Raw genomic sequence first — 25,409 nt, 5'->3', positions numbered from 1 at the left:
TCTTTGATTTTCTGACCTCCTGGGCTAGTAGTCAAGTGGTGTAACTAATAACGTCACTGAGCAACGTTTTTAGAGGGACGAGTAAGGGCTGAAAATGGGGAGAATCACTTCACGATAGCTGGAGGTTAATCCTTGAAAAGGTTAAACAATCAGACCTACCTCACTGCGTCTTAACAGTCTCCGGTAATTGAGTGGCAGATAAAAGGACAATTATCGAGGAAATCAATACGGTTAACGATAGATCCCTTTCCAAGCCGAAAGGCAGTAACAACACTAACGTAACTCCGAATCCCCCTCCTAATAACCTACCTAAAAACAACGTTATATTAGTCCCAGTAGCTTTAAAATTGATGGGATAAATCTCGCTCATCCAAATCCCGAAGTAAGCAAAGAAAGAAGAGCCGAACATCAGGAGGATAAAAGAGGCTATTACTAGGCCGGAAAAGAAGAGTAAAGACGAGAAAACGCTTATTCCTGCAAAGAGATAGCTCGCTTTCTTCCTCCCTATCCTATCTGAAATACTTCCCGCGATAGTAAACCCTATCATACCTATTATAAAACCAATTAAGATCACGGCGTAAGCGTTAAGCTTAAGGCTAGAGAAAAGCGTAAAGCTCAAGGAAACTAGGGGGACTAATAGTAGAAAAGCGCCAATGGAAAACAGTGAACCAAATACAGTGACTTTCACGAATTCTCTTGAAACCCTAAAGCTGAACTTAGCCTTCCACTTAGACTCCGGTATGAGGAACCATAACGGTATACTTATTGCTGATAACACGAAAATTATCGTGTAGTAGGGGAAGATAGTCTCCTTAGTAACAAAAGAAATCAACAATCCTAATATTGCACCGAGGAAATATAGACCTTGCATTATACTTCCTATTAGCCCTCTAATGCTTGGAGGTGAGAGTTCAGCGGCATATACGTAACTAATCCCGTTAACTGCGTTAACGCCAAAACCTATTAAAAACCAGATAAGATAGAAAAGGACGACATTATCAACAACCACGTTCCCTAAGATGGGGAAGACGAATAATAATATGGAAATTAATAACGATAATCTCTTACCCTTAGTGTCACCGAAGATACCCATCAAAAGCCCGCCTATAGCACCGCCTATCCAACTCAAGGGAATTGCGAAAGACGCTAGTCCCCCAAAGCTGGATATAAATTCCGGTAACACGAAGCTGATTGAATAAATTGCTAAAGCGGAAAACAAGAAAATCGTTAGTAATGCCGTTAAAGCTAGTTTATAGTTTGCCATGTTTTAATCTATCCCTTAGCGAGTAAAAAAAGTTGCATTAGCAATTATTTGGTACCTAACGGTTATAAGAAGACTGTAAGTCCTTATACATTCATTCACTCAACATTCTTGACACCTCAGACGTTAGGATTAAAAAAGGGACAGAGAGTTAGTTAACAAAGTCGTACAATACAAGGGGTAATAGACAAGATTGTTGTGAAGTACTATATCTGAAATTTCTGTGATTCACTACTTAAAGGGGAATGAGAGAGAAAGGTTATTTTAGGTTCTGAGGATTTTTACGTGAGTTCTTTAACCGTATTTAGTTAAGGAGAGTAAACTTCCTATCAGCGTTTAAGGTTATAAACCCCACTAGAAAGGACTCAATAATGGGCTCACGAATCTGGCCGAAGAATAATCATCAGAAAGCTTTGATACACTAATTTCCGCCCAAGCCAGTAAACAATGAATTAACTAAGAATTCAGATTTCTTAAAAATTAAAGAATTCAACGAGTTAAACTTAATTCTAATTTAAACAATAAATCCTTCTCAACAATACCACTCATTCAAACTTGCAATTTTAAACTTCTTGCAAACTAACACCTTTATTTAAATGAGTTCTCCACTTTCCAGAGGAGTGTGTCTAACTATTCTGTTAAATCAGTATTTACAAAATAAATGAGTAAAACTTTTCTAACCTAACGTGGGATTGTTAAAAAACTGATAACACTTTTTATAAGAGTTATTAAATAACGTCATTTGATGTTGATCTATGAATAAGTTTCAAACTCCCATAAAACAACCAAAAGCTTAAAATATGTCTATAAGATTACTACTTGTGACACAGAGAAAGCTTATCGAAAGTGAAAACTTTACCGAGATAATCCCACAAATAGACAAGGAAGCGGCAAGAGAAAAGGGTCCGGGCAGACCCCCTTATTGGGAAATGATTTTCTGGTGGACGAGAAAACCGTTAATCTCAGCTAGGGCATTCACCGCAGCTGCGCTCTTACCAGAAGACGTACCGATGACAGAGTTTAAGCGAATGGTTAGGCTTACTGATAATACGAGGCCACCACACAATTTACTCCCTATCACTAACGGTAGGTTTAAGGAGTTTACGGTCTTAGACCCATTTGCTGGTTTTGGTTCTATTCCACTTGAGGCTAAGAGGCTCGGTGTGGGTAAAGTCATAGCCTCAGACCTCTTACCTACTGCTTATATCTTCTTGAAGGCTGTACTAGAGTACCCAAAGTATGGGAAAAAACTCGTTGAAGACGTCAAAAAGTACGGTGAGGAAATGTTAAAGAGTATAGAGGAGGACGTCAAAGAATTGTATGGGGATACAACCGGTTACGTAGGGACTTGGGAGGTTAAGTGCCCACACTGTGGCAATTATACTCCTTTAGTAAACCAGTGGTGGTTGTTGAAGTTAGATAAAGGTGGAGGTAAAGGGTACGAGAGGCTTGTGTACATGAAGCCTGAGAAGCAGGGTAATAGTATTAGGATAAGGGTCGTTGATCTCAATAAGGAGTTGAATAAAAAAACGATTAAGGCAGAAGTTAACGAAAGCGATGGGACAAAGTATGAGGTACCAGAGGGTAATATAGAGGCTAAGAACAGTTATGCTAGGTGTTTAATATGCAATAACGTCTTCCCGGGAAAGGGTGATAAATGGTATGTGAAGGAGGCATTGAGGGAGTGGAACGAGAATTATGAGAGGTTCCTGAATGGCGAGATAACCCTAGGAGAGCTACGCAGTTCCAAGGCTAGACCTAAACTCCTAGTAAAATTCAAAGGGAGGTCAAAAGACCTTGATTTTGAAGAAATTACGGATGATGATGAGAAAATGTTCTGGGATTCATTCGAGAAACTTAAAGAAGTGGATATAAATAAAATACCAATTGAAAATCTTGCCCCATATGGTACTATTCGCATTAGTACATGGGGAACTGATAAATTTTTCAAAATGTTTAACGCTAGACAATTAATAATTTTCAGTAAAGTTGTTGACTATCTGAATAAGCTTTATGACGAAAACGACGAATACAAAAAAGCAGTGCTAACATATCTAGCCATAGCGTTCTTAAATCATATAAGACATAATTGCTTCTTTACAAGCATTGATCCCAGTAGAAAATTTATAGCTCACACGTTAGCATTTAGAAGGCTTGGTTTCACATGGAATTGGGTTGAAATCAATCCTTTGGCTGATGTAATAGGTTCTCTACGTAGATCTCTGGATCATGTGATAGAAGGGTTAGAATATTTAATACAAACTAATAGCGACTCGAAGATAGAGGTATTGAATGTCGACATAAACGAACTAAACCTACCCGAGAAGGTAGATGTTATAATTACTGATCCGCCTTTCGCTGATGATGTTCCTTATCCCGAGGTCAGTGATTTGTATTATGTGTGGCTGAAAAGAGTAATTCCAATGCCATATAGAACACAATGGGAAGAATTAATACCAAAGGATATAGGAGTTGAAGAGGGAAGGGCGAAAGTATTTGGAAATAACACTGGGACTTACGACGATTTCAGGGAGAAACTAGCTAAAGCATTTGGAAAGCTTAGTAACTTCTTGAAAGATGACGGACTGCTCGTAACATTCTATAACCACACCTCTACAGAAGCGTGGGTATCTCTACTCTACGCTGGCTGGTATTACTCAAAGTTCAAGATAACTGCTGTGCACGCGGTAACTACCGAGGATGAGACACGAATAACGGCTCAAAATACTACAATTTCTTTAGACAAGTCAATGGTTATAGTTTGGAGGAAGAAGGCTGAGGGGCAGAAGTTACTCCAAGAAGTTAGAAAGGAGGCAATCTCTACTGTGTCTGATTACGTTTCGACAATGGTACAGAAAGGAAAGCTTAAGCTCTCGACTGACACATATATTGAGGTATTAGGAAAAGTCCTTAGTGTGTTCACGAAGTATGAGAAACTTGCAGGATTGAAAGGAGAGAGGGAAAAGGCTGTCGAGGAGTTGATAACTAATCACGTTTACCCGGCTACTGTGCAATCTATAATTGAAGGTTTATCTAAGGGCGTAGGGGTTACGATCTCAGACCCCTACGCAGCTTATTACATTTTGGTGAAACTTCTAATCCCAAGACCGGAGAAGGGGGTGAGGAAGATAGACAAGACTTCTTTAACTTTCTTTAGCCTTACTGGGAACTTAGATTTTAAGGATTTGCAAGATAACGGGATAGTGAAGGCTGATAAGGATTCAATATCGTTAGCAGAACCGAACCAAGCTGCCAAGGAAACGTTGGAAGTTATCTCAGAGTTGGAGAAACTTCTTGACAAGAAAGCGCTCTTAGGGGACTATAACTTCTCTAACCCAGTTCAAGTTTTCCATTACCTAGAATATATAGCCCTTAAAAGTAAGGATAAACTCAAGGAGGAGATAGAGAAACTGAGGGAGAAAACTCGTTTCGTTGATGAGGCTTTAGCAATTGCTAAAATCTTTGCCAAGGTTTTGGATGAAAAAGACGTGGAGAAGGAACCATCAAAGCGTATATCCGGGGAAGAAAAAACTGGTATACTGAGGTGGACTAAGTGAGCAACCTAATTTACGAGAACAAGGTTAAGGAAGACGTATTTGATAGTAAGCTAGACGATCAAGTAGCACCAGAACTTAGCGATGTTATATTGAAGAAAGCGCCGAAGGTTTATCTCGATCCCAGAGAATTCTTGGCGTCAACTTACTTGACAGGCTCGATGAAGAGCCTAGTTAATGAAATTACTTATGCATTAAACCAAGGTAAGGGAATAACATTAGGGTTGTTTTCGTTATTTGGTGGAGGTAAGACTCACACAGTTCTATTGCTTTATCACGCTTTTACAAACCCCTCCCTAGCTAGACAATTAGGGCTAGAAGTTCCGGACAACGTCAAAGTTATAGGCATTGGCGGTAAAGACAGTAGGACTGCGCCGTCTCCCATTGACGTTCTAATGGAAGATGGTATAGAAATTAAGACTTTGTGGGGATACATTGCTAAAAAGCTTGGTAAGTACGACATCATAAGGAAATACGACGAGGATCAAATTTCCCCACCTAAAGATAAGCTGGAGGAGTTGTTTAAGGGAGAGAAAGTACTGATTTTAATCGACGAGATAGTATTTTATTTATCTAGAGTTAGGGGGTTAAAAACTGGAAACAACTTTTATGAACAATGTTTGACCTTTTTCGAGATCTTAGCGTCGGTAAGCACTAATTTACCAGTAGCTGTTATAGTTACAGTTCCAGCTAACTTACCAGAAGAGAAGAGTAAAGAGGGTGGTCTCCTAAATTTCATTCCTGAGCCTGGCTATGAGGAAGTTACTGAGGCTTTAGTTAAAAGAATACTGAGAGTGGGAAAAGTATATAGAGCTCCTATCGAAACCGCAGTTGATCTGGCTAACGTGTTAATCAAGAGGATATTTAAGGAGATAAATAATGAAGTCAAGAGGAGGGTAATAGAGGAGTACCAAAAATACGTTGACGAATTTAAGGATTACGTAATCGATAAAGCTGATTTAGTAGACACTTATCCTTTCCACCCACTTTACATTAATTTACTTAAGAATCTTTTGGAAGGAAATCGTCATTTACAGGGCACACGTGAAGCAATTAAGATTACTAGGATTGTAATTAGGAATATTTGGGAAAATAAACCAACAAGGAGTTTAATTCTACCATCGGATATTAGCATTAAGGATAACCAAATTAGACTTCTATTGTTAAAGGATTACAAGAATTACGATATTGTGGCCGACACTATAATTCAAAGGTCAAAGGGATTAGACATCGTATTCCTTTTAGCAAACTACATTTTCGTGTCTACATACTATAAACAATTAGGTCTTGACCCTGGACCGTTGATTACAGCACTGCCAGATTCTAAGGAAGTAGTTACCTCAGTTTTGGATCCAGAATATCTAAATTCTGTTGGTAAAACTCCTGCTGATGTCAAGGATATTTTAGATAGCATATCCAGTACTTCTAAGGACGTGGAGATGGTTATTCCTTATTTAATTTCAGATAAGGGAAGATATTGGGTTACGTTTTTTGCAGATCCAAAGACCATATGCGAGAAGGAAGCTAGTAAGATACTACCATCTGATGTAGAGAAGGAGTTAGACGAAAAGATACTCAGCCTAGCTGAAATTCCTATAGATGATATACAGAAGAAGAAGAGATATCAAGGCGGTAGATTATTAAAGCTCCATCGGACTGTAGTAAGGAACTTAAGTGCTCCAGTTGATATTGATGAACCTTCTTATTACCTTATTATATTAGGAACGCCAATTTGTAGGGATTGTAAAGACGATGAAGTGAAAAATAAGGCCAGAGATATAGCCAGAAGATTTATATACTATACTTCATCCGGTAAGGCTGAAAAGCCTAGGAAATATTCCAATACGATAGTATTATTATTCTCTTCACAAGGAAATAATGAGGATAAAATAAAGGATTACGTGAGGAGATATATATCTTGCTCTAATATGAACGTCGATCCTTACTATAGTGACAAAGCCACTAGAGATGTGGCAAAAAAGATTCTTGATGACTACGTTAGGGGGCTAGAAGGTACAATTTACAATCAAATATTCCAGTACTTTGATAAGGTAGCATATCCTTATGGCAATAACGACGTAAATATTGTTGATTTGAAGAGCAGTGGTAAGACACTATTACAACAAGTAGAAGATACTTTAGTCGAAGAATCGAAAATAATGATGAGCGATAGTTTTAATTTCGATACGCTAAAGTGGCTATTACAAAACATCAACATTGACATAACAAACGGTACGTTTAAAGTTGAGAATATAAAGGAAATGTTCTACACTAACCCTTCACTGCCATTTGTCCCAGAATCAGTCCTATTAAACGCTATAAAGGAAGGTGTGGATAGGTTAGAGATAGGCATCCTTAACGGCAGTAAGATCTATTACAAGAAGTACGGAGGTTTAAGTGAATTCACTATAAATGATTCTTCAATAATCTACCCACCACAGATTGCAGCAGAGAAGGAAATTGAGGAATTATCTAAGGAAGAGACTGTACAACTGGAGGACGGAGTTCTAAAGAGGTATTACGTTTTAGAGCTTGAAGGAAATAGAATTCCTATAAGCCAGCTGAGGAGAGAACAGGACTGGTTAGAGAAGTTTAAGGCAGGGGAAATTAAGCTAGTTGAGGAGAAGATCGAAAGTGGAGTAGAAATTTACGCTGAGCCAGACTCTATTGAAGGGATGAAAGGTGAGACTAAGGAGGTTAAGCTCATTGTAAGGAAGATCGGTAATTTCAATTCCAAAGTTTACCTCTCATCAACTTTAGGTGAGTTGAGCGTAAAGGAAGGTGTACCAGATTTCCAAGCTTCATTGAGGATTACGTTGGATCATGACACTGACGTGGTTGTAACTGCTAAGTATGAGAATAAGGAGAAGCAGACCAAGATTCATGTAAGAGTTTTACAAACCGTTTGCGAGAAGTACGTAGATGAGGTTTCGAAGGATTCAGTAATAACAGAGGTCGACATAGTGAATACGACTGATTTAAAGAACATTCTACCTAAGTTGAACTCTTCAATAATAGGTAAGAAATCTTTGACTGGAGAGTTAACTATTGAGGAGCCAGATAAGAAGATAAGCCTAGTAATAAAGCCTAACGGTTCTCAGATCAACGACTTCATTACCTTACTTTCACCGCTGTTGAGTTATGCTGGTTTACGTGCCAAGGTCTCGGGCAATCTGAAGGTAAAGGTTGAGGAGTTCAAAGGGTTGAGCGACGAAGGAGTAAAGAATTTAAATGAGTTATTGAAAGGACAAGTGATAAAAATAAACGTGAAGGTGTGCTGATGAAGTTCTTGATCAGAGAGGGGAGTTCTTTCTCTTACTACTACCTCGTGAGGGACAGTTCTACTTCAAAGGTTTTTAAAGCCTCTGTAACTTTAGGCGAATTTGACGACTTAATATTGAAAAAGATTAACGCAGAGTATAAGAGGACTAAAAAGACTATAAGCACAGATAACGAGAGGATTTTCAAAATCCTAGTCGTGTATGGCGGAGTTAGGCAGACTATGAGGAAGGTTCTAGCGTCAAGGATTAATAAACTCAGCGACGTACTAATTAATATGGACGAATTCAGTTTACACTATTGGTATAGTGAATTCCTGACGAGGTTTTCACGAAGGAATAACGTTGTAGACACATATAGAGTTGGGAGGGCATTCCGTGACCTCTATGAGTGAGTTCGTACTTAATTATTTAGATTTACTAAAAGAGACCCACCCCATGTTTAGGTACCCATTGCTTACTGCTGGTGATTACGAGCCATATGTCCACCAGTCAGAGATGTTTTATAGGATTCTCGCCAGAAACCCTTCGAGGTTTTTAATTGCCGACGACGTTGGATTGGGGAAGACTATTGAGGGAATTATGATAATGGATCAATTAATTAAGCTTAGGGGGGTTAAGAGGGTACTTTTAGTAGTTCCTAAAGTTTTAGTAAATCAATGGGTATACGAACTGAGGAGGTTTTCAAGGGAATGGAACCTATCTGTCTTTGAGTACGACCAGAGTTCGTCCATGGACGAGAACGGAATTTACGTTGTTAGTATTGATACTCTAAAGAGGAAAAATCATCTTGAGAAGTTTCTCTCATTGAATTGGGATTTGATTCTCGTTGACGAAATACACAAAGTTGGCGTAATAGGGAATAGGGAAAACCAAAGGTATAAAGCGATGGCATCACTGGTTAGCAAGAATCCCAATACTCACTTTTTAGGCATGACTGCTACTCCGCACAAAGGTAATGATAACGATTACTTGAAGAGGCTCGTCTTGATTGATCCCTACCTAAGGGATCCTAATGATCAAATATTGAGTGGTACAGTTAGGGCTATTACACTGAAGAGGAACAAGGATAACGTTAACAAAGTTTACGAGCAAGATGATATATTCCCCAAGGCCATATTTATACAGTATTTAGCCGAACCCACTGAAGATGAAAAGAATTACTACACTTTAATTAGGGATTTATCGCTATCCATTCTCAAGGAGTATTACAATCTAATAAATAAGCAACCAAAGGGGCTTCAGCTTTTAGCCTTCATTATCGGCAGACGATCGTTGTCTAGCCCGTGGGCTGGATTGAGAACATTAGAGCACATTATTGAAAACAGAGTTCCCGAGAAGAATATAGACGAGCAGGAAGTTTTAGAAGAGGCTGAAGAATATGCCGAGGAGGAAGAGACTGAAGAAGTAGAGCCAGACGAGCTAGCTGAGAAGCTAACTAAAATTAATGCGCCGTTTTTACAGAGATTTAAGGACTACATTGATAAGTTAATTGAATCAGCAAAAAAGGTGATGGAAAACGATACTAGGATAAAGTCAGTTGTTGAGCTAGTGAAATCCCACCTAGAGAAGGGAGATAAGGTAATAGTTTTCACCGAGTATAAGGACACTGCAAATTACATCCAAAAGAAGTTGAAAGAAAGCCTTAACTTGAGTGAAGACGAGATTGAAATAGCCTCAAGCGAGACTGTTAGTAAGAAGGGGATAGAGCACTTCAAGAAATGGATAGCGGAAAAAGGAAGGAAAGTCTTAGTTGCAACCGACGTAGCATCAGAAGGTTTAAACTTACAGAGCGCTAATGTGATAATTCATTACGAGATCCCGCTTAGTATAGTGAGGTTTGAACAGAGGAACGGAAGAGTGTGGAGGCTGAAGCAATTTAAACCGGTGTACATTTATTACGTTTCATTGAATGTTAAACTGGAACAAGCTTTACTGGAGAACTACTATAACAAACTATTATCAATAACTAGGGGGACTGGGTCTAACAGTAAAATAACTGACGCCTTAATCTATAAAGGACTCACTTCTAAAGCAGTATTTGACCTAACTGAGGAAAAAGAGGATATACCAATATATGCATTATACAACGACCCCGAGAAGAACGAGAAGATAACTCCAATGAAGATTTGGGAAGCAGCTTTGCAGGATAGGTTGGACGACGTAGTAAGGCAGATGATAAAGAGGATAAAAATAGTCAAGGACGCCATGAAAAAGTTCGCATTGTTTGAAAAAATGCATGGGGCTATAATAACTGAGATAGATAAGGTAAGGTCTATTTCTGGTTTTAGGAATAGAAAAGAGCTAAAGGAGGCTATTGAAGCGTTTCTAAAAGAGTTTGTAAAGCGTCAAGGTGGTACCTTTGATAACAACAGTATAATTATACGGAGTAAGCAGATTATAAAGAGCTTCGACGAGAATAGGATAGGGAAAGACATCTATTTATTATACTCAATAATTAAGGAATTCGCCAGGGATTATACAAGGGGCTTTGTGGTTTCTGACGCGTTAGATTATAACGTTTACCTCATAAAGGCTGAGGTTAGGGACAAGGATGGGAAAAAGTTGATTGAAATACCTTTAATCGTGAACTCCAAGGGGGATATAATAAGCCATAAGGACTTCTTTGAGAAAACCCTCCCACAATTACTGAGTGGAAATTATTTATACGCTGACGAAGTTGTACCAATAGGTAATTCTTGGAAGTTTAAAGTAATTAATTACGTTATGGATAACTTGTATGCTTTAGAACAACAGTTTGTCACGTATAGAAAAAGCAGAGGTATTAGAGATCATTGGTTCCCAGATAATAGGAACGACTTCAAGGTCAACGTTAATATCTTGGGGGGAATAATTGGCGTGAAAGGTCAAGCTAACGACGTTGAAAAGGAAGTGATAGAAGCTCTGCAGAAACTTGGGTGGAAAGTTAGCCAAGGGAGTGAAGTAAGGATAGAAAAACCTGGAGAAGTTAGATATATAAAGGTTATTAAACCTTTAGAAGTATTTAACAAGGGGAAAAACTGGGTTTACACGTACGTAAACGACGCTTTAGTGGGTGTTAGGGGTGATGTTTAAACACAAAGATACATTAATAGAAATAAAGCAAGGATTTAACGAAATAGGTGGTAATTTTATAATTATTAAAAATAAGGATAATAACGTTGTTTTCGATCAAGGGATAAGGTTCTCTAGGTTTAAGAAATTCTATAATGCAACTATTCAGCCCTCTTCTGTGACAGAGATGAAAAAACTGAAAATTATACCGCCTTCTGATGAATATAGTAAAATCTTCATTTCCCACCTACACTTAGACCACTTAGGGGTTTTACACTCATTGAACTTAGGGACTACGCTTTATGTCCCAGATACGGAAGTTTTTGAAAAATTTATTGGACCTTATAAGGAATCAAACAACTGGACAGCTTATATCTCACCCCCTATTGGAGTTAAAGTAGTTGACGTTAAAGGAAATAACGATAACGTTACTCCATTATCAGTGGAACATAGTGCTTATCCAGCTTATGCCTTATACTACGACAGCGGAGACACTAGAATACTTTATTCCGGAGATTTGAGGATTTCATCTCCATTACGACTACTAGATCCTCAACTTCACGAAAGGCTTCACCATAAGACTATACTAGAAGAATACGATGAGAAGGGATTAGACACTGACGTGTTATTATTGGAAGGAACAAACTTCTCATCAGCTTCTTCCCCAATTCAACCTCACTACTTCCTTGAACAAATTGACAACATCTTTGATAGCCACGAGAACTCTCTAATTATAGTCTCTGTAGATCCCATTGATTTAGAGGGCTTAGCTACTTTACTGCTCAAAACCAAGATCAGAAATAGAATTCCCATATTCTTAGGTAGGAGAATAATAGAGATGGCGAGTTTTTGGAACTCAAAGTTCCAGATAGTTGATAAAGCTTATCAGATAGTTGATAAAGCTTATCAATTTCGGAGTGAACCAATCGAGTTTGACATTATAGATAAGGAGGAGGTGGTAAAATCTCCCAAAGATTATGTAATATTTACTGCCAAGGGAAATTTAATAAACCTAGGGAGGGACTTAGGAGATGCCAGTAAAGGATCAGTAATTATATCCACTTCTACAGAATCAAAGAACGAAACGGGAGAAGACGAGAGCGTGGAAGATAATTGGTATAGGATGTTGGGTTTTATTACTTATAGGTTAAGGCTCTCTGGTCACTATTATCCTTACGAGCTCAAGCGGATACTTGACACTGTAAAGCCTAAAGAGGTGATCCCAATACACACTGAAGCCACTGATGTAATGTGCGATTACGTGAATAAGCTAGGATACAAGTGTGCAAATACAGCATAATAATAATACTAACCTCAAAATTTATTATCGTTATACTCTCTTCATTAAATATAATCCTTAATTCTCATGGGCGAAAGAGAAAAGGTGAAACTTGCAAAGTCAATTGTCCCCTATTGGAGAGGAAAATCAGTACCACCACCAATAATTAGAATTCTCAAGAACGCTGTAAATAGTCGAAAAGATGCCTTAGCTTCTGCTAGGGATATTGCTAAGGAGGTAGGGTTTAACAGTTTAAGGATGGAGGGTTGGATCGTTAAGTGCCCTTATTGTGGGCATAGGTTTGAGGTGGTGGATAATAAGGTAATAAGGTGCCCTAGGTGTAATAATGTCATAAAGAAGGTCAACTTTGAAGTATGGAACAGCTTGTTGGAAAAGTACGTTAACTACGAGGTCACAGAGGCAGAACTGAATGACTCGCCCGTAATACCCACAGATGACCAGTTTGAGTTAATGAAAGAACCTGACATAGCCTTCTTTTCAAAGACAAACTTCAAGGTTAGTAAGTACGGCTTTGACAAGATCTTTAAGTTCTTCTCGCCAACCCAAATCCGCATTATAACCACCCTAATTTCTAAAATAAGGGAGACTAAAGGGGACGTGAGGGTATTACTGTCTTTAGCCTTGTTAGATTACTTGTCGTACAACTCCATGTTTACAGATGTAGGTAAAAAGATAAGGAGTATGTTCCACTACTTACAACCTAAAGTTAGCTGGAAGTGGGTGATCTTACCTCCCTCGTATTTTATTGATTCCTTGAATGCTGTACTAAGAGCTGAAGATGGGGTTTACGTGCCATCACTAAACCTTGCCTTACAAGAGGAAATCTACAACTTCTACTTACAGTTCCTCAAATCTTCCTTGAGCGATTTTTCGGAAGGTGTTTTAACTCCCAATTTATACCCCGAGTATTTCTTTGAATGCCTAGATGAAAAATGCAACGCCTTTGTAGAAATTGGTAGGCATAAAATTTCTTTGGAGGATTTGACGGGAGGTAAAACGAGCTTCATGTTGAAAACGATTAGTGAGGACGATATCAACACGTTGTTAAATTCTGAATACAGGGTACTTTCAATAAAGTACGAGAGGGACGCGTTTAGGATACAAGTAGACAAGAATAGGAGTGAGAAGATAGCCCTACTATTAGACATTCACGCGAGGTTAAGAGATAATAAAATTGAGGGAAAGGACGTAGAAGCTTTGGCTAACGCACTAGAGGCCGTCTTAAGAGAGTTTACAAGTTATAAGAAAATAGTAGGAATGAAAGGTGTTACTGACGTATTTAATGAGGTTGCCAATGTACTGTGTAATTCAATTAACTGTAATGTCTCAGATAAGATGGCTAAATATTACATAATAGGCAAGTATTATGGCAAGAGTAAGAGATTCTTTAGAATGCTTTACATGATAAGTAATGGTACTAAAGTGAAGTTTAATGAGAATAGTAATAATGTGTTAGGACTTTTAGCTAAAGTAAGAAGAGATCCTACAATTTTAATGAAAATTCCACCTGCCAAAGTTCATGAATTAATACAAATTATAAGAATTTTGTCAAATACTGATAGCACATATAAGGAATTATTAAGTAAGGTTAAAGAGGAGATAGAGATTAACAGCAAGATTTAATATCATTTTGATCTACATTAATCAATTTGCTCTTAATAATCTATAAAATTCGTTTATGGATTAAGTATCAAATAAATGTTGAGCCTTGATGGTAATTGCCACAAAACTTATTTCAAAGGTCTTTTTGCACAAAACAAAGATGACAATTCTTTCAATTCAACCGTTAGTTTTTTTCACGTGATTTTATGGGGTTGTGTAGATTATCTTACATACTCCTTTAATGTAGAAAAAGATTATATCGCGTTATTTGAAAGAAATTTTTCAACACAAAAGTTTATACTCCGGTGAAAAGACGAGAAAAACTCGTCTAAAAATTCCCCAGATTGTGAACATTTTCAAACTCCCTAGTTTTTAGAAGAAATTGAAAGGGAGTAAATAGCCAAAGTATATATAATGGGGAAAGAAGAGAAAATAGAAAGGAGGAAATTAGGTAAAAATACTCAAAGTAGATAGAGGGATTTATCCCCTCACAAATCTATATGAAAAAATTCCAAATATCATTTATTTAATTCTAAATTTATCATAACGATTTAGCTACAAAAAGAGAACATGGATAACGTCACAAAGAAGAAAATATATAGTGAAGATTGAAAGTTTCATAGAGGCAAATAACTTGGAATTCATAGGGAGCTCATGCATTAGATAAAGACTACGAGGAGAGTACTAAACAAGTGTTTACCCGTGGCGTAACTTATCTTTAATTCCACCACGGGCCTAAGGAATCATACATCCTTCGAGGGAAACATCATTAGTAATACTTATAATTTAAAAATATATAGCGTATTATGATGAATAAGAAGGATCATGAGGAACATGTAAAGAAGCTTTTGTTCGATTTTGGCCTAAGCAATCAATATATGGAAGTAAAGGAAATTCTAAATAAGAACGGTTCCAATACTTCTGGAAGTTACGCTTATTTCTTTAATGCAGGAAATGTTACTTCTAATATCGTTAAAAGAGTATTTCTGAATAATTATAAAAAATGGTCGAGAAACGATGTTCAATTTACTCCAATTTATATACCAGTTCAAGATAGGATTGTTACATTAAAATATTGGGGGAGGAAATATAAGAAAATTTTTAGTGCTGAAGCAAACAAAGTCATACAATTTGATTCAAATTTAACTTGTTATCCTTCTGGTATATGTAACTTTGAGGAGTTAGATAAAGAGTTAAGAGATGATGAAATTAAAAAGGCCTTAGGATTATATTGGACGTTTTCATTAAGTTTACCTTACGAAGAACGTAACTTATTCCTAGGCAATACATTCATTACTGTAGGTAACGATGAATTAAAAATATCTAAAATATATCATACATTTATAGTTGAACAGGACAATAATTTTAATTATTTGGATATAAATTTTACTCTTAAAAAAGTACAAAAACCAAAAGAACAAAATTATATGACTTTTATACTAATCAAAAGTATAGTGCTAGAAAGTATTAATAAAAATAACAATAAATATAACAAAGAAATCAAATTAGTTCCATATTATGATAAAGGTCATTTTAACGATGTAGATATATACAGTAGGCTGGCGTTTCTTATATTAAGATCTATGTATTTGAAGAAGACAATTGATAATTTTGATTTTCTTAATATTGGAAATCTTAACGAATTTAAAAAAATATTTGATGATTTATTTAAGAAATTATTTATAATTAATAGTAATATTAAGATAGAATTTAATGTTGAAAAATTGTTTAAATGCAAAGACCTAGAAATTAGAAAAAATGGGCGTTCAATTAGAATGTTTATTATCGATGATAAAGGTGATATTATTTTCGTTCACCCGTTAATTGCTATTTCTTTTCTAAGCGATAGTAAAAATTCCGAAATTTATGAGATACTTGTAAATAACATTCTAGGAAATTCTATGAAAAGAAAGGAATTTATCAAAACGATGTTAGATAATTACTCAAGCAGGCATCACTTATTACTTGAAAACATACGTAACCTTTTAGGTTATAATAAATTAGAATATATTGAGCTTTCTAAAATGATTAGCATGCTTAAAAGTATATATACCTCTGTATTACTAAATAAATTAGATGGCATATCAAATTAATGATGAAGAAATAGAAATCTATCAAGATCTATTGCGCTTGGAAGTAAATAAATTCACTAGCAGCCAGAGTAAAGACTTTAAGAGTGCTCTACTAGACAAAAGTGAGATATCCCAGATTATTGGAAAATATAGTAATGGTACAACTATTTTTAATAATCTTCTGAAAAAAGGGATGATCATTGAATACTGTGGTAAGTATAGAACTGCACATATGGATTTACTAGCAAAGGCAGCATTTATAAGACCGTTTATAAATATCGAGCCTTATTCGTTAGAATTTGATATTATGCTTAATGAAGAAGTTTATCCAGATTTTGGATCAGTTTCCGTAAATCAACTATTGCAAATTATTAATTCTAAATTAAGTAAAGATAACTTATCTCCAACCCAAATTAATATTATAGATGAAATTATTACAAGGTTATTAAAGGGGGTTAATATAAACGGTTTATCGAGCTTTCAAGGATATATGATTGATAAAATTCTCAACACCGACTATACTTACATACCTCTAGTAGCTCCTACTGCAACTGGTAAAACTATCATTTTTGTTATTCCTTCAATAATATATTTATTAGAATCAATATTTAAAGAAGAAAAACCAATAAATGTTATTTTTGTTTATCCAAGGAAGGCCTTGGCTAAAGATCAAGTAGAGAAGCTAATTAAATACTTCGATATAATTAATGATGAACTAAGCAAGCGTCAAATTAATAAAAAGATAACAATAGCACTTGATGATGGCGACACTCCTAAGAATAAAAAAGAAATTAAGCAAAATGAATCTTATAGAGGTCTCAAATGCCCTAGATGTCAAAAAGGAGATTTAATATACAAAAATGATCACATAGAGTGTAGTAATTGTGGTGAAAAATACGATTTTATTATTCCTACAAAAGACGAAATCAAGTCTTCTCCTCCAAACGTAATAGTTACTAATATATGGACTTTATATAGAAGACTTTTAAACATGAATACTGTACATAATTTTAAAAATGTAAAATATATTGTATTTGACGAAGTTCACGCTTATGATGGAGTTTTATATCATCATCTTAGGTTTATCTTGAGGCTTCTTTTCTCACTAAAACAAAACGCTACTAAAATCGAGAAAATTATATTTTCATCAGCAACTATCCCCCATTATAAGGAGTTCATATCCAAATTAGTTTGTTGTGGTAACACTAATTGTATAGCGAATATAGAGACATATGATGACTATTATAAGAATAACAAAAACAATGTAAGTAAAAAACGTTTAATTCTATACGAATTTTTACTTCCAAATGTAGAAAGAGGAATAGAAACTCTAACTGAAGACGTTACAGAGGTAGTATTAGCTTGGTTAAAGGAACATAACTTTAAGGGCATACTATTTGCGGATAGTATTTCTTCAGTAACTAACTTTTATAAATACTTTAAGAATACAATACTGGGAGAAAGAAAAGCAAGAGAAATAAGGGATCATATATGTTATAATAATCCAAACGACTTATGCAATAATAATGAGTACTACTGGCCTTATTTATCAAATTACCTTAATTCTTGTTATAACGATAAGAATCTAGATAAATTAGCTAGTGACTTATCAAAAGGAATAGAGCAGCATTATTCAATACTATCTTTACAAAAGAGGTCTAGAATTGAGGAAGAGTTTAAGAATTCTCGAGATAAGTTACTTCTCTTCTCAACGTCCACGCTAGAATTAGGCATAGATATAGGCGATGTAGCTGCAATAGTTCAGCATAAGCTACCGTTATCTAAGGAGAGTTTTATACAAAGAATAGGAAGAGCTGGTAGAAGTAATGAGACTTATAGAATAGCTACGGGAATTATAATTTTGCAACCTACTCCGTTTGCTTCATTATATATGTTTAATCGTAATTTAAGAGATTCACTTATTAATGCAAATTATACCTCCTTGCTAAAATCTATAGATGCAACTAATATTCAAATAATTTTTCAATATATACTTTCGTATTTATTATTAAAAAGAGCTATAAACCATCAACCAACATGTATTGATGACACGCGTAATAATAATTGTGAAGAACTCTTGAGAGACTTAATTAACGAGGCATATAATTATTTAAATAACTTAAATAACAATATACAAGAGTTACAAAATGCGTTATGTATTGATCTGGGACATGTCAAAGACGATTTACTGAATTTAATTAATAGGTTATTAAAGATGGAGAATGGTAGTGGTAATGAAGACTATTGTAAAGATATAGTAAATAAATTAAATAAGGATATATCGAATTTATTATCCGCAGCTTCTGCGGCTATAGATAAATTACTTGAATCATCGAACATAGCAGAATACAAACGGCTACAACGCATTATAAACGATATTTATGACAAGACAGAACAATTAGATGATATCTTGAATAATAGTTCTGGTAATCTATCTGAGGTGTTAAATGAGATACAAAATAAAGGTGAAAAATTAAAGTCATATATAAATAATCTTGAAGATCAAAAATCAAACTTAGAAAGATCTTCAGAAGATATGCGTAAAAAAATGGAAAATAGAAAAGATATACCTCAAAAAGATATTATGAAGCTATGGGAAAATGATGAACTTATATCTCAAATAGATGATATTATAAAGCTATTAAATGATATTGTAGACAAGATAAATACATTAATAAAAAGAAGTTTTGATATAATTGACTATGCTAAAGAATGTCTTGATACGTTTAGTTATTTTAATAATACTTCCTCAAGTAACGACAAAGATCAGTATAATAATGATATATTTACACTCATGAGGAAAAAATACAATAAACACATATATGTTGATCTCCTTATGACACCCCCATCTCCGACAATTGAATTAATTGGCATTGAAGAGGCTGATGATTATGAGTGAATCTCGTACTAAAAGGAGTGGTATTCAAGCGCTGTATTCTTTCACTCCATTTAAGTTACTTTTTGGTAAAAATGAGTATGGTCTAATATTAGTTCCCATAGTTTATAATAAAACCTATGATGATAAAGGTAAAATTATAAATGATATGAAGTGGAATAGAGGTATAGCAGATGAGTTTCCTGTACCATATTATAAGAGAGATTTTAAGGTAATGCTACCACGAGAGATAAAGCCGTATATTTTTGTAGACAAAAACCCAAAAAAGTCTATCGTATACAAAAACAAAAACTTACTTAATAGTAATTATCGTATAAATAAGCTCGATGCTTCTAAGCCTTTTCCTCTTCTGATCAAATATAGTTACGACTCTTTGCGTTATGGATATTATTGTAAATATGGTTTAGTTTTATTGCACAGTAAAAAAACATGTCCACTATCACATCTTTGCAAATTGTATGAGCGTGGTAATAATGGAGACTGCAAATATTATGATGGACCTAAACCTTATGAGAGATTATATAATGTATTTCCTCATATTGTTAGACGAGTAAGAAGAGAAGAAGGAATAGGTAATAGAAAAGAAGTTTCCGCACTAATTGTAGTTGACTTAGGAAAAACAGAAAGGATTCTAGGCAAAATAGAATTTAGTGACAAATTAACTGTGACAGCTTTTTCTGATGCTTCCATATTTCGTGCAAAGGCTGCAGATCTTATGTACAAAGATTTTCTATGGGTATCGTATAAAGAAGGAATAGGGTTTAGGCTAAATAATTTAAATGGGCTAATAATTGAGTTTAACGAGGATGCCCTAAAAGATTACATTTCATGGATAATTAACAACAATCAAGCCATAAGAGAGTGGTTATGCATAAAAATGTTAATATATTTTGGTCTTGAGCCTAATAAAAATATTATATTAAAAAAGTTTAGTTTCTCTGGAAAAGGATTTGATGCCATGGATAGATTTGAAAATATAATAGATAAAATTATTAATAATAATTTCAAATTAAGTTGTAAAGATGACAATTTAACTTTATTTGGCAGCTTTGTATTAATACACACATTAGCTCATGTTATTATTAACAATATAATTAGCGCCCTGGTGACTCCTAATATTTTATCAGATTATATGTATTATATCAACCATTCCATTTTTGGAGATACTTCAGCTAGTATATACATTGTTGAAACGATATATGGAGGATTTGGATATCTGAAAACTATAAATGATATGATAATTTCAGGGGACAAGACATTGAGTAGTATTTTAAGTAATTTGCTAAATAACTACAATAATCATGAAAAAGTGTCTAACAGATCTTTATATAATTTGAACCAGCTTATTGGAAGTTTTAAGGGTAGATTAGATCAAGGAATACTTGATAGGGTTTTAGATATATTTAACTCTTGGAGAAACAATATTAGTAGTAATAGTTTCCCAAGCCATTTTGCCGTTAGAAATTATCTAGGAAATAGATTTAAGAAGAATATTAATGCTAATGGGGATACTAGGCAAGCTTTTAAAGATCTAATAGCAGAATTGCCATTGTGTTGGGATGGATGTAACTTATGTGTAGGAATGGATAAAGGTTGTATGTTTGGACCTTATGATCAGCCATTTCTTATAAGCAGGAATTTAGTAACCGAATTTCTCGCAACCTTTAATAAATGGTTTGGTAAAAAGGATTTCTCAATTACAAATAATTTATACTTAATATTCAAAGATTTAATAAATTTAGCTAGAAATGAAATTAAAATTGTTTCGCCTTGGATAAGTAAAGAAATAATAGATGATTTAAAAACAGTCAAGGAGGAAAAGGAAAGGGATCTAAACATAACTATTATATGCTTAAACGATAGTAGCAATGCTGAAGCTATTGAGGAAGCAGAAAAATCTGGAATACATATAATAAAAGTGCCTTCATCAAAAGAATCAAAAGAAGGCAAAATACATTCTAAATTTATGATAATAGATAATTCAATTGCTCTCATGGGCTCAGCAAATTTCACTGTAAGTGGCTTAAAGAATAATGTAGAAGCAGATATGGTTACAATAGATCCAGATAAAATAGAAAAACTCCTACAACAATTTGATGAGATATCTAAGAATTATGGGCGTCATGAATAAATTAAAATATACTTTTTTCCGCCCTTATGTCCTATATTCCTTTGATTAATTATTTCAATATCCTCTATTTTAATTCTGCTCCATTTTTCCTTTGCTAACATTATTACCCTTTGTTTTAGTTCATCTTTATCGTAGTGAAAAAGAAGGTATTTCTTCTTCATTTTCCTAGTTTTTACAATAAAATTCTCTAATAATTTAAGATATTCGGTATAATTAATACCTCTCTTCGGATTGACTATCATTTCATAATGCATTTTAAAGGATATGTCTTCCCCAAGAATTTCCTTAGCGACATCTCTGAATTTACTTTCCCTCAACCAAGCCCAATAAAAGAATGAAAGTTCCATATACTGGACTTCGTCAAAGAACGGTGGATCTGTGAAGAGAATCAAGTCTTTGTCATATTTAAAGCTGAGGGCATTCTTTATCATTAACTCAACATCTTGGTGAAGTTCATATCCTTTATTTCTCTTAAAGTATGAGTAGAATCTCTTTACCTCAGAACTGAAAGCCTCTAATGCGTCAGTTTCGTCATGTCTTTCCGGAATCCAATAAGACGGTACCCCCCAACTTCCCGCGTTTTTCCTATTCATCTTTGACGCTTTGAATAGGGAAGAACAAAACGCCCCGTAAAGCGATATCTTAACTTCTGGAGAAGTTTTCACGTTGTCTATTGCCTTTAAGATGGAATATAACTTTCTGAAATTACCAGGTGAAAAGAATTGAGAAACTCTCTCAACATTTCTCTTCTTCCAGAAAGGCTTACCATTAGGGTAATAAAGGTAATCATTTCTTAACGCCCTTTTTCTTACTTCAGGTAAGTTTTCTAGAACTTCCTCTCCTTTACTCATGAATTCTTCAGCGTCAATCTTAACTATGTTTACAAATGCGACAAGCCATGCGTAAGGATTGATGTCTAAATATATCCCTTTATTATCGTGCTTTAGTGCCGATAAAATTATAGTTCCAGAACCACCAAAAGGGTCAACGACGGTGCCTTCGACATCATTCATTAGTTCATCAATGAGCTTTAAAGGCTTCCTTCCCCAATACCTCATTAGCATGTAATAATATATGTTAAGTAATTTAAAAATCTTTCTTCAAAAGATTACATCTATAATATTTTTGTTATGCAATTTATCTTCTTCCTAGGGAAAAAATAGTATTACTTAAAAGCAAATCGGCTTGGTATTATTATTCTTTCTTTCTTTATAAGCCTAAATTTCGAGATAAGCTCAAGTCTTTTACAATCTCCGCAAACATCTCCTTCTATTCTTTCTGCACCCTCTATAAAGTCGTTAATATAATTTTCCTCAATTCCAGTTTTTATTAATTCATTTTTTCTCGTCCTAGCTTCTCCTTTTCCTCTTGATTCATAAGTTAGTACTTGGTAATCAGTTTCAACTATACAAGGTAAGATTTCGAGAGCCACACCGCAGATATTGCTTAAAAATGGGAGAGAGTTAGCCAAAAGTTTATAATTTATTCAACGAATAAACTTTGTGTTACCTGTAATACTCGAGAGAGTCACTCCTACAGCATACTACGATTTAATTAAGCATTACAAAGAAACGTTCAACGAGGAGCCACCAGTAGAGCAGCAGAACGCTTGGAGGAAATTGCTTGAGATTCTATCTACAATAAGCCCTCCTCGTCCTCTCATTTTAGAATATCCAATTTTTACCGAGAGGGCAGACGTGATTTTCGTTGGTAAAGATAAAGCTTTAGTCGTTGAGGCCAAAGGTTGGAAGCGAGTGAGTAAGGTAGGGGATAACGTTGTAGAAGCTGACGGGGAGCTTCATGAAGATCCTTGTTATCAACTTAACAATTATGTGAGTAAACTCAATTTATTCCATTCATCTAATATAAAATTTGAGGGTGTACTTTTCCTATATAATACCTCAGATTATTCTTCATCGGAATGTAAGGTTATAAGGGACGTAAGAGAGCTCGAGGAGGAGTTGAATAAGTTTCCTCCGGGCAGTCTTGAGGACGCTAAGAAAATAGCCGAAGGTAAGCTGGAGCTTAAGGAAACTTTTATTCAATTGGTTAGGAAACTTAAGTATGAGAAATTAAGAAGTGACTTAAGTAAGGCCTTACTATCTAAAGGTTACGGCTTAACTGAAGATCAGATGAAAGTGATGAACGCAGTTTTTGATGCACTAGAAAAGGGCAAAAGAGTTAATTTCCTAATAAGAGGAACTAGCGGTTCTGGGAAGAGTTTATTGGCAGTGACCCTCTACTTGGAAGCGTTGAGCAGAGGGTATACTACAATACTTGCATATAAGAATAATAGGTTAATTAATACTGTAAGGAAAGCTCTGGGGAATGAACTGTCCTCTCATATCATGTTTTATTCAACTGGAAGAAGGGAACCGCCAGGGGTTGGAGAGGAGGGTTTTGAAAATTGGTTTAATAAAAAATTCAGCAAAACTAACATTGACCTTATAATATTTGATGAGGCCCAAAGGATGACTGAGGAGGTAATAAAGAATTCTCCCAGAGGTAAAGTTAACGTTTACTTTTACGATGATTCTCAAGTGCTTATTGGGAACGAGGCAGGAACTAGGGATAACTTTCTGAAATTCCTGGAGAAAGTAGAGGAGTACGAGTTACCTTCTCCAGTAAGAGAGCCAAAGCAGTACATAGATTTCGTGAAAAGGATTCTAGAAGGAGTAAAAGGTAACCCGGGTAATTTTGATTTTAGAATTTTTGACAATATAGTCGATATGCTTAACGAGCTGGAAAATAGGAGAGAAAAGGGCAAAATAGCGTTAATATGCTCTTTTACTGAGTCTGAAGGAGATGTTGAAAATAAAACTAGCTGGAGCAGCATAAAGAACATAAGGGTAGGCTATCCAATACAGTCAGGCTTTGATTTATATAAAGGGATGAAATTTAGAGGAGGGGAGTTGAAAATTAAATGGCTAATGGATGAAAAGACAGAGTACCCTAGATATTGGGAAGGGAAACTAGACCCATTAAAATACTGTGCCTCAGTTTACGGGGCTCAAGGGTTTGAAGCAGATTACGTTGGAGTTGTGTGGGGTAGGGACTTAATATGGAGGAATAACGGTTGGACTGTAAACCCAGACCCAATAACTGACTACGTAGGCGGAAGTAAGTCTCTAAAGAAACTCGCTAAGAGTGATAAAATGAAGGCGTTAACACTCCTTAAGAATAGATATTATATAATGCTTACCAGAGGATTGAGAGGAGTTTACGTATTTTTCGAAGATAAGGAGACTGCCAATGCTGTAAAGAAGTTGATAGAAAATCCTAGTAACGTTAATTAGTTCACTATTAGCAAATATATATTTGATAGAGAATATAAAAAATAAGAATGAGCGAATGGGAAAGGGATGTCAAAAAATATGGAAAGCTAAGATTAGATGAAAGCGTAGATGAAGCTTTAATTTCTTTAGAGCTTTTGAAGCAATGTAAGCTAAGGAATTCTGCAAATAAGGCTTTCTTAGCTTTTAAGGCATTCTTGAGCGGATTAATAAGCATTAATCACTCTACTTTCTCTTCACTACTGGATGAAAAGGAAAGGAAATTCTTCTACAAGATAGGCTTTACTGCGCCTTCAAATAGGTTGATTTCCTATTCATCTCTTTTAGAAAAGGATTTTCCAGGTATAACTAACTTAGCTAAGGGGGCCATGTCACTTCACGTCTTTTCCTATTTAGGTTATGATAAAGCAGGAGAATATTCTCCAATAACTTCTAAAGAAGATGCACAAAAGTGGATTATTGACTTTATTTTGAATTTAGCTAATTTAATTATAAAAATTAATGATAAAGGGAAAGAAATATTAAAAGAGATAGAGGAAATACATAAGCAATAGCTCAAGGATCTATAAAATCTCAACTTACCGAAACCTTGGCTAGCTCCCCTTTCCTCGTCTATTCTAAAGTTCACGATTTCCATATCATTTCTCATCTTCATTGAAACGTCTTCGTAACCATTTATGAAGGTTTCATCGAAAACTTTACCGTTTATCACCCTTCTATTTAAAACCATGAAGCTTCCTGCGTTAATGAATCTTTCACGTCTCCAGCAAAGTTCCTCTCATTTATAGTTTGACTCCCAGCTTCGCACCGTATTTTTCATAAACTTTCCAACAAAAAGTATAGCACACTATCTGTTGATGCCATTAGTAAATCACGGCGTATTATATCTAGGACCTGTGGAGCTATGTGCAATTATCAGTGAGGTTTATTAAATGCTTTAGGTGGAGGACACAGAGGTATAAATGGAT

General features: G+C 35.1%; 14 protein-coding genes. 11 read left to right on the top strand and 3 right to left on the bottom strand.

Going from position 1 to position 25,409, the window contains the following annotated elements:
- Positions 1–160: 160 nt before the first annotated feature.
- Positions 161–1,264: an MFS transporter gene (locus D1867_RS11170; protein ID WP_155864202.1), complete on the bottom strand. Its 1,104-nt coding sequence runs from the start codon at positions 1,262–1,264 to the stop codon at positions 161–163.
- Between the two features lie 818 nt (positions 1,265–2,082).
- Here D1867_RS11170 and D1867_RS11165 point away from each other — a divergent pair.
- The 9 genes from D1867_RS11165 (at position 2,083) to D1867_RS11125 (ending at position 21,148) form a co-directional block, all read left to right on the top strand.
- Positions 2,083–4,818 carry a DUF1156 domain-containing protein gene (locus D1867_RS11165; protein ID WP_338078052.1) on the top strand — a complete coding sequence of 912 codons (2,736 nt, stop codon included), beginning with the start codon at positions 2,083–2,085 and terminating at the stop codon, positions 4,816–4,818.
- On the top strand, positions 4,815–8,096 hold the full coding sequence (locus tag D1867_RS11160; RefSeq protein ID WP_338078051.1) for a DUF499 domain-containing protein: 3,282 nt from the start codon (positions 4,815–4,817) through the stop codon (positions 8,094–8,096). Before D1867_RS11165 ends, D1867_RS11160 begins: the two co-directional genes overlap by 4 nt.
- On the top strand, positions 8,096–8,488 hold the full coding sequence (locus D1867_RS11155; protein WP_155864200.1) for a hypothetical protein: 393 nt from the start codon (positions 8,096–8,098) through the stop codon (positions 8,486–8,488). Before D1867_RS11160 ends, D1867_RS11155 begins: the two co-directional genes overlap by 1 nt.
- Complete coding sequence (locus D1867_RS11150) at positions 8,481–11,168, top strand: DEAD/DEAH box helicase (RefSeq protein WP_155864199.1); 2,688 nt, start codon at positions 8,481–8,483, stop codon at positions 11,166–11,168. The genes D1867_RS11155 and D1867_RS11150 overlap by 8 nt, the downstream gene beginning before the upstream one ends.
- A complete protein-coding gene (locus D1867_RS11145) occupies positions 11,161–12,447 on the top strand; it encodes an MBL fold metallo-hydrolase (RefSeq protein ID WP_155864198.1) in 1,287 nt (428 codons plus the stop codon). Before D1867_RS11150 ends, D1867_RS11145 begins: the two co-directional genes overlap by 8 nt.
- 66 nt (positions 12,448–12,513) lie before the next feature.
- Positions 12,514–14,070: a zinc ribbon domain-containing protein gene (locus D1867_RS11140; protein WP_155864197.1), complete on the top strand. Its 1,557-nt coding sequence runs from the start codon at positions 12,514–12,516 to the stop codon at positions 14,068–14,070.
- Positions 14,071–14,858: 788 nt separating this feature from the next.
- Positions 14,859–16,142, top strand: a complete 1,284-nt coding sequence (locus tag D1867_RS11135; RefSeq protein ID WP_155864196.1) for a hypothetical protein — start codon at positions 14,859–14,861, stop codon at positions 16,140–16,142.
- Positions 16,126–19,020, top strand: coding sequence for a DEAD/DEAH box helicase (locus D1867_RS11130; protein WP_155864195.1), 2,895 nt, complete (start codon positions 16,126–16,128; stop codon positions 19,018–19,020). Before D1867_RS11135 ends, D1867_RS11130 begins: the two co-directional genes overlap by 17 nt.
- Positions 19,013–21,148 (top strand): phospholipase D-like domain-containing protein, encoded by a 2,136-nt coding sequence (locus D1867_RS11125; protein ID WP_170283913.1) that lies wholly within the window; start codon positions 19,013–19,015, stop codon positions 21,146–21,148. Before D1867_RS11130 ends, D1867_RS11125 begins: the two co-directional genes overlap by 8 nt.
- Here the strand turns inward: D1867_RS11125 and D1867_RS11120 are convergent.
- Positions 21,139–22,212 (bottom strand): DNA adenine methylase, encoded by a 1,074-nt coding sequence (locus tag D1867_RS11120; protein WP_155864194.1) that lies wholly within the window; start codon positions 22,210–22,212, stop codon positions 21,139–21,141. The genes D1867_RS11125 and D1867_RS11120 overlap by 10 nt on opposite strands.
- Positions 22,213–22,313: 101 nt before the next feature.
- Positions 22,314–22,580, bottom strand: coding sequence for a hypothetical protein (locus tag D1867_RS11115; RefSeq protein ID WP_240872242.1), 267 nt, complete (start codon positions 22,578–22,580; stop codon positions 22,314–22,316).
- A gap of 70 nt (positions 22,581–22,650) precedes the next feature.
- Here D1867_RS11115 and D1867_RS12705 point away from each other — a divergent pair, with 70 nt between their 5' ends.
- Together D1867_RS12705 and D1867_RS11105 are read left to right on the top strand one after the other, a co-directional pair.
- Positions 22,651–24,444 carry a DNA/RNA helicase domain-containing protein gene (locus D1867_RS12705; RefSeq protein WP_338078050.1) on the top strand — a complete coding sequence of 598 codons (1,794 nt, stop codon included), beginning with the start codon at positions 22,651–22,653 and terminating at the stop codon, positions 24,442–24,444.
- Between the two features lie 47 nt (positions 24,445–24,491).
- The gene (locus D1867_RS11105) at positions 24,492–24,995 is read left to right on the top strand and encodes a PaREP1 family protein (protein ID WP_155864192.1); all 504 of its coding nucleotides are present in this window, start codon (positions 24,492–24,494) and stop codon (positions 24,993–24,995) included.
- Positions 24,996–25,409 lie beyond the last annotated feature (414 nt).

It is taken from the genome of Acidianus infernus, assembly GCF_009729545.1.
In the GTDB taxonomy this organism is placed as follows: Archaea; Thermoproteota; Thermoprotei_A; order Sulfolobales; family Sulfolobaceae; genus Acidianus; species Acidianus infernus.
This window is presented reverse-complemented; position numbering and strand designations above follow the sequence as displayed.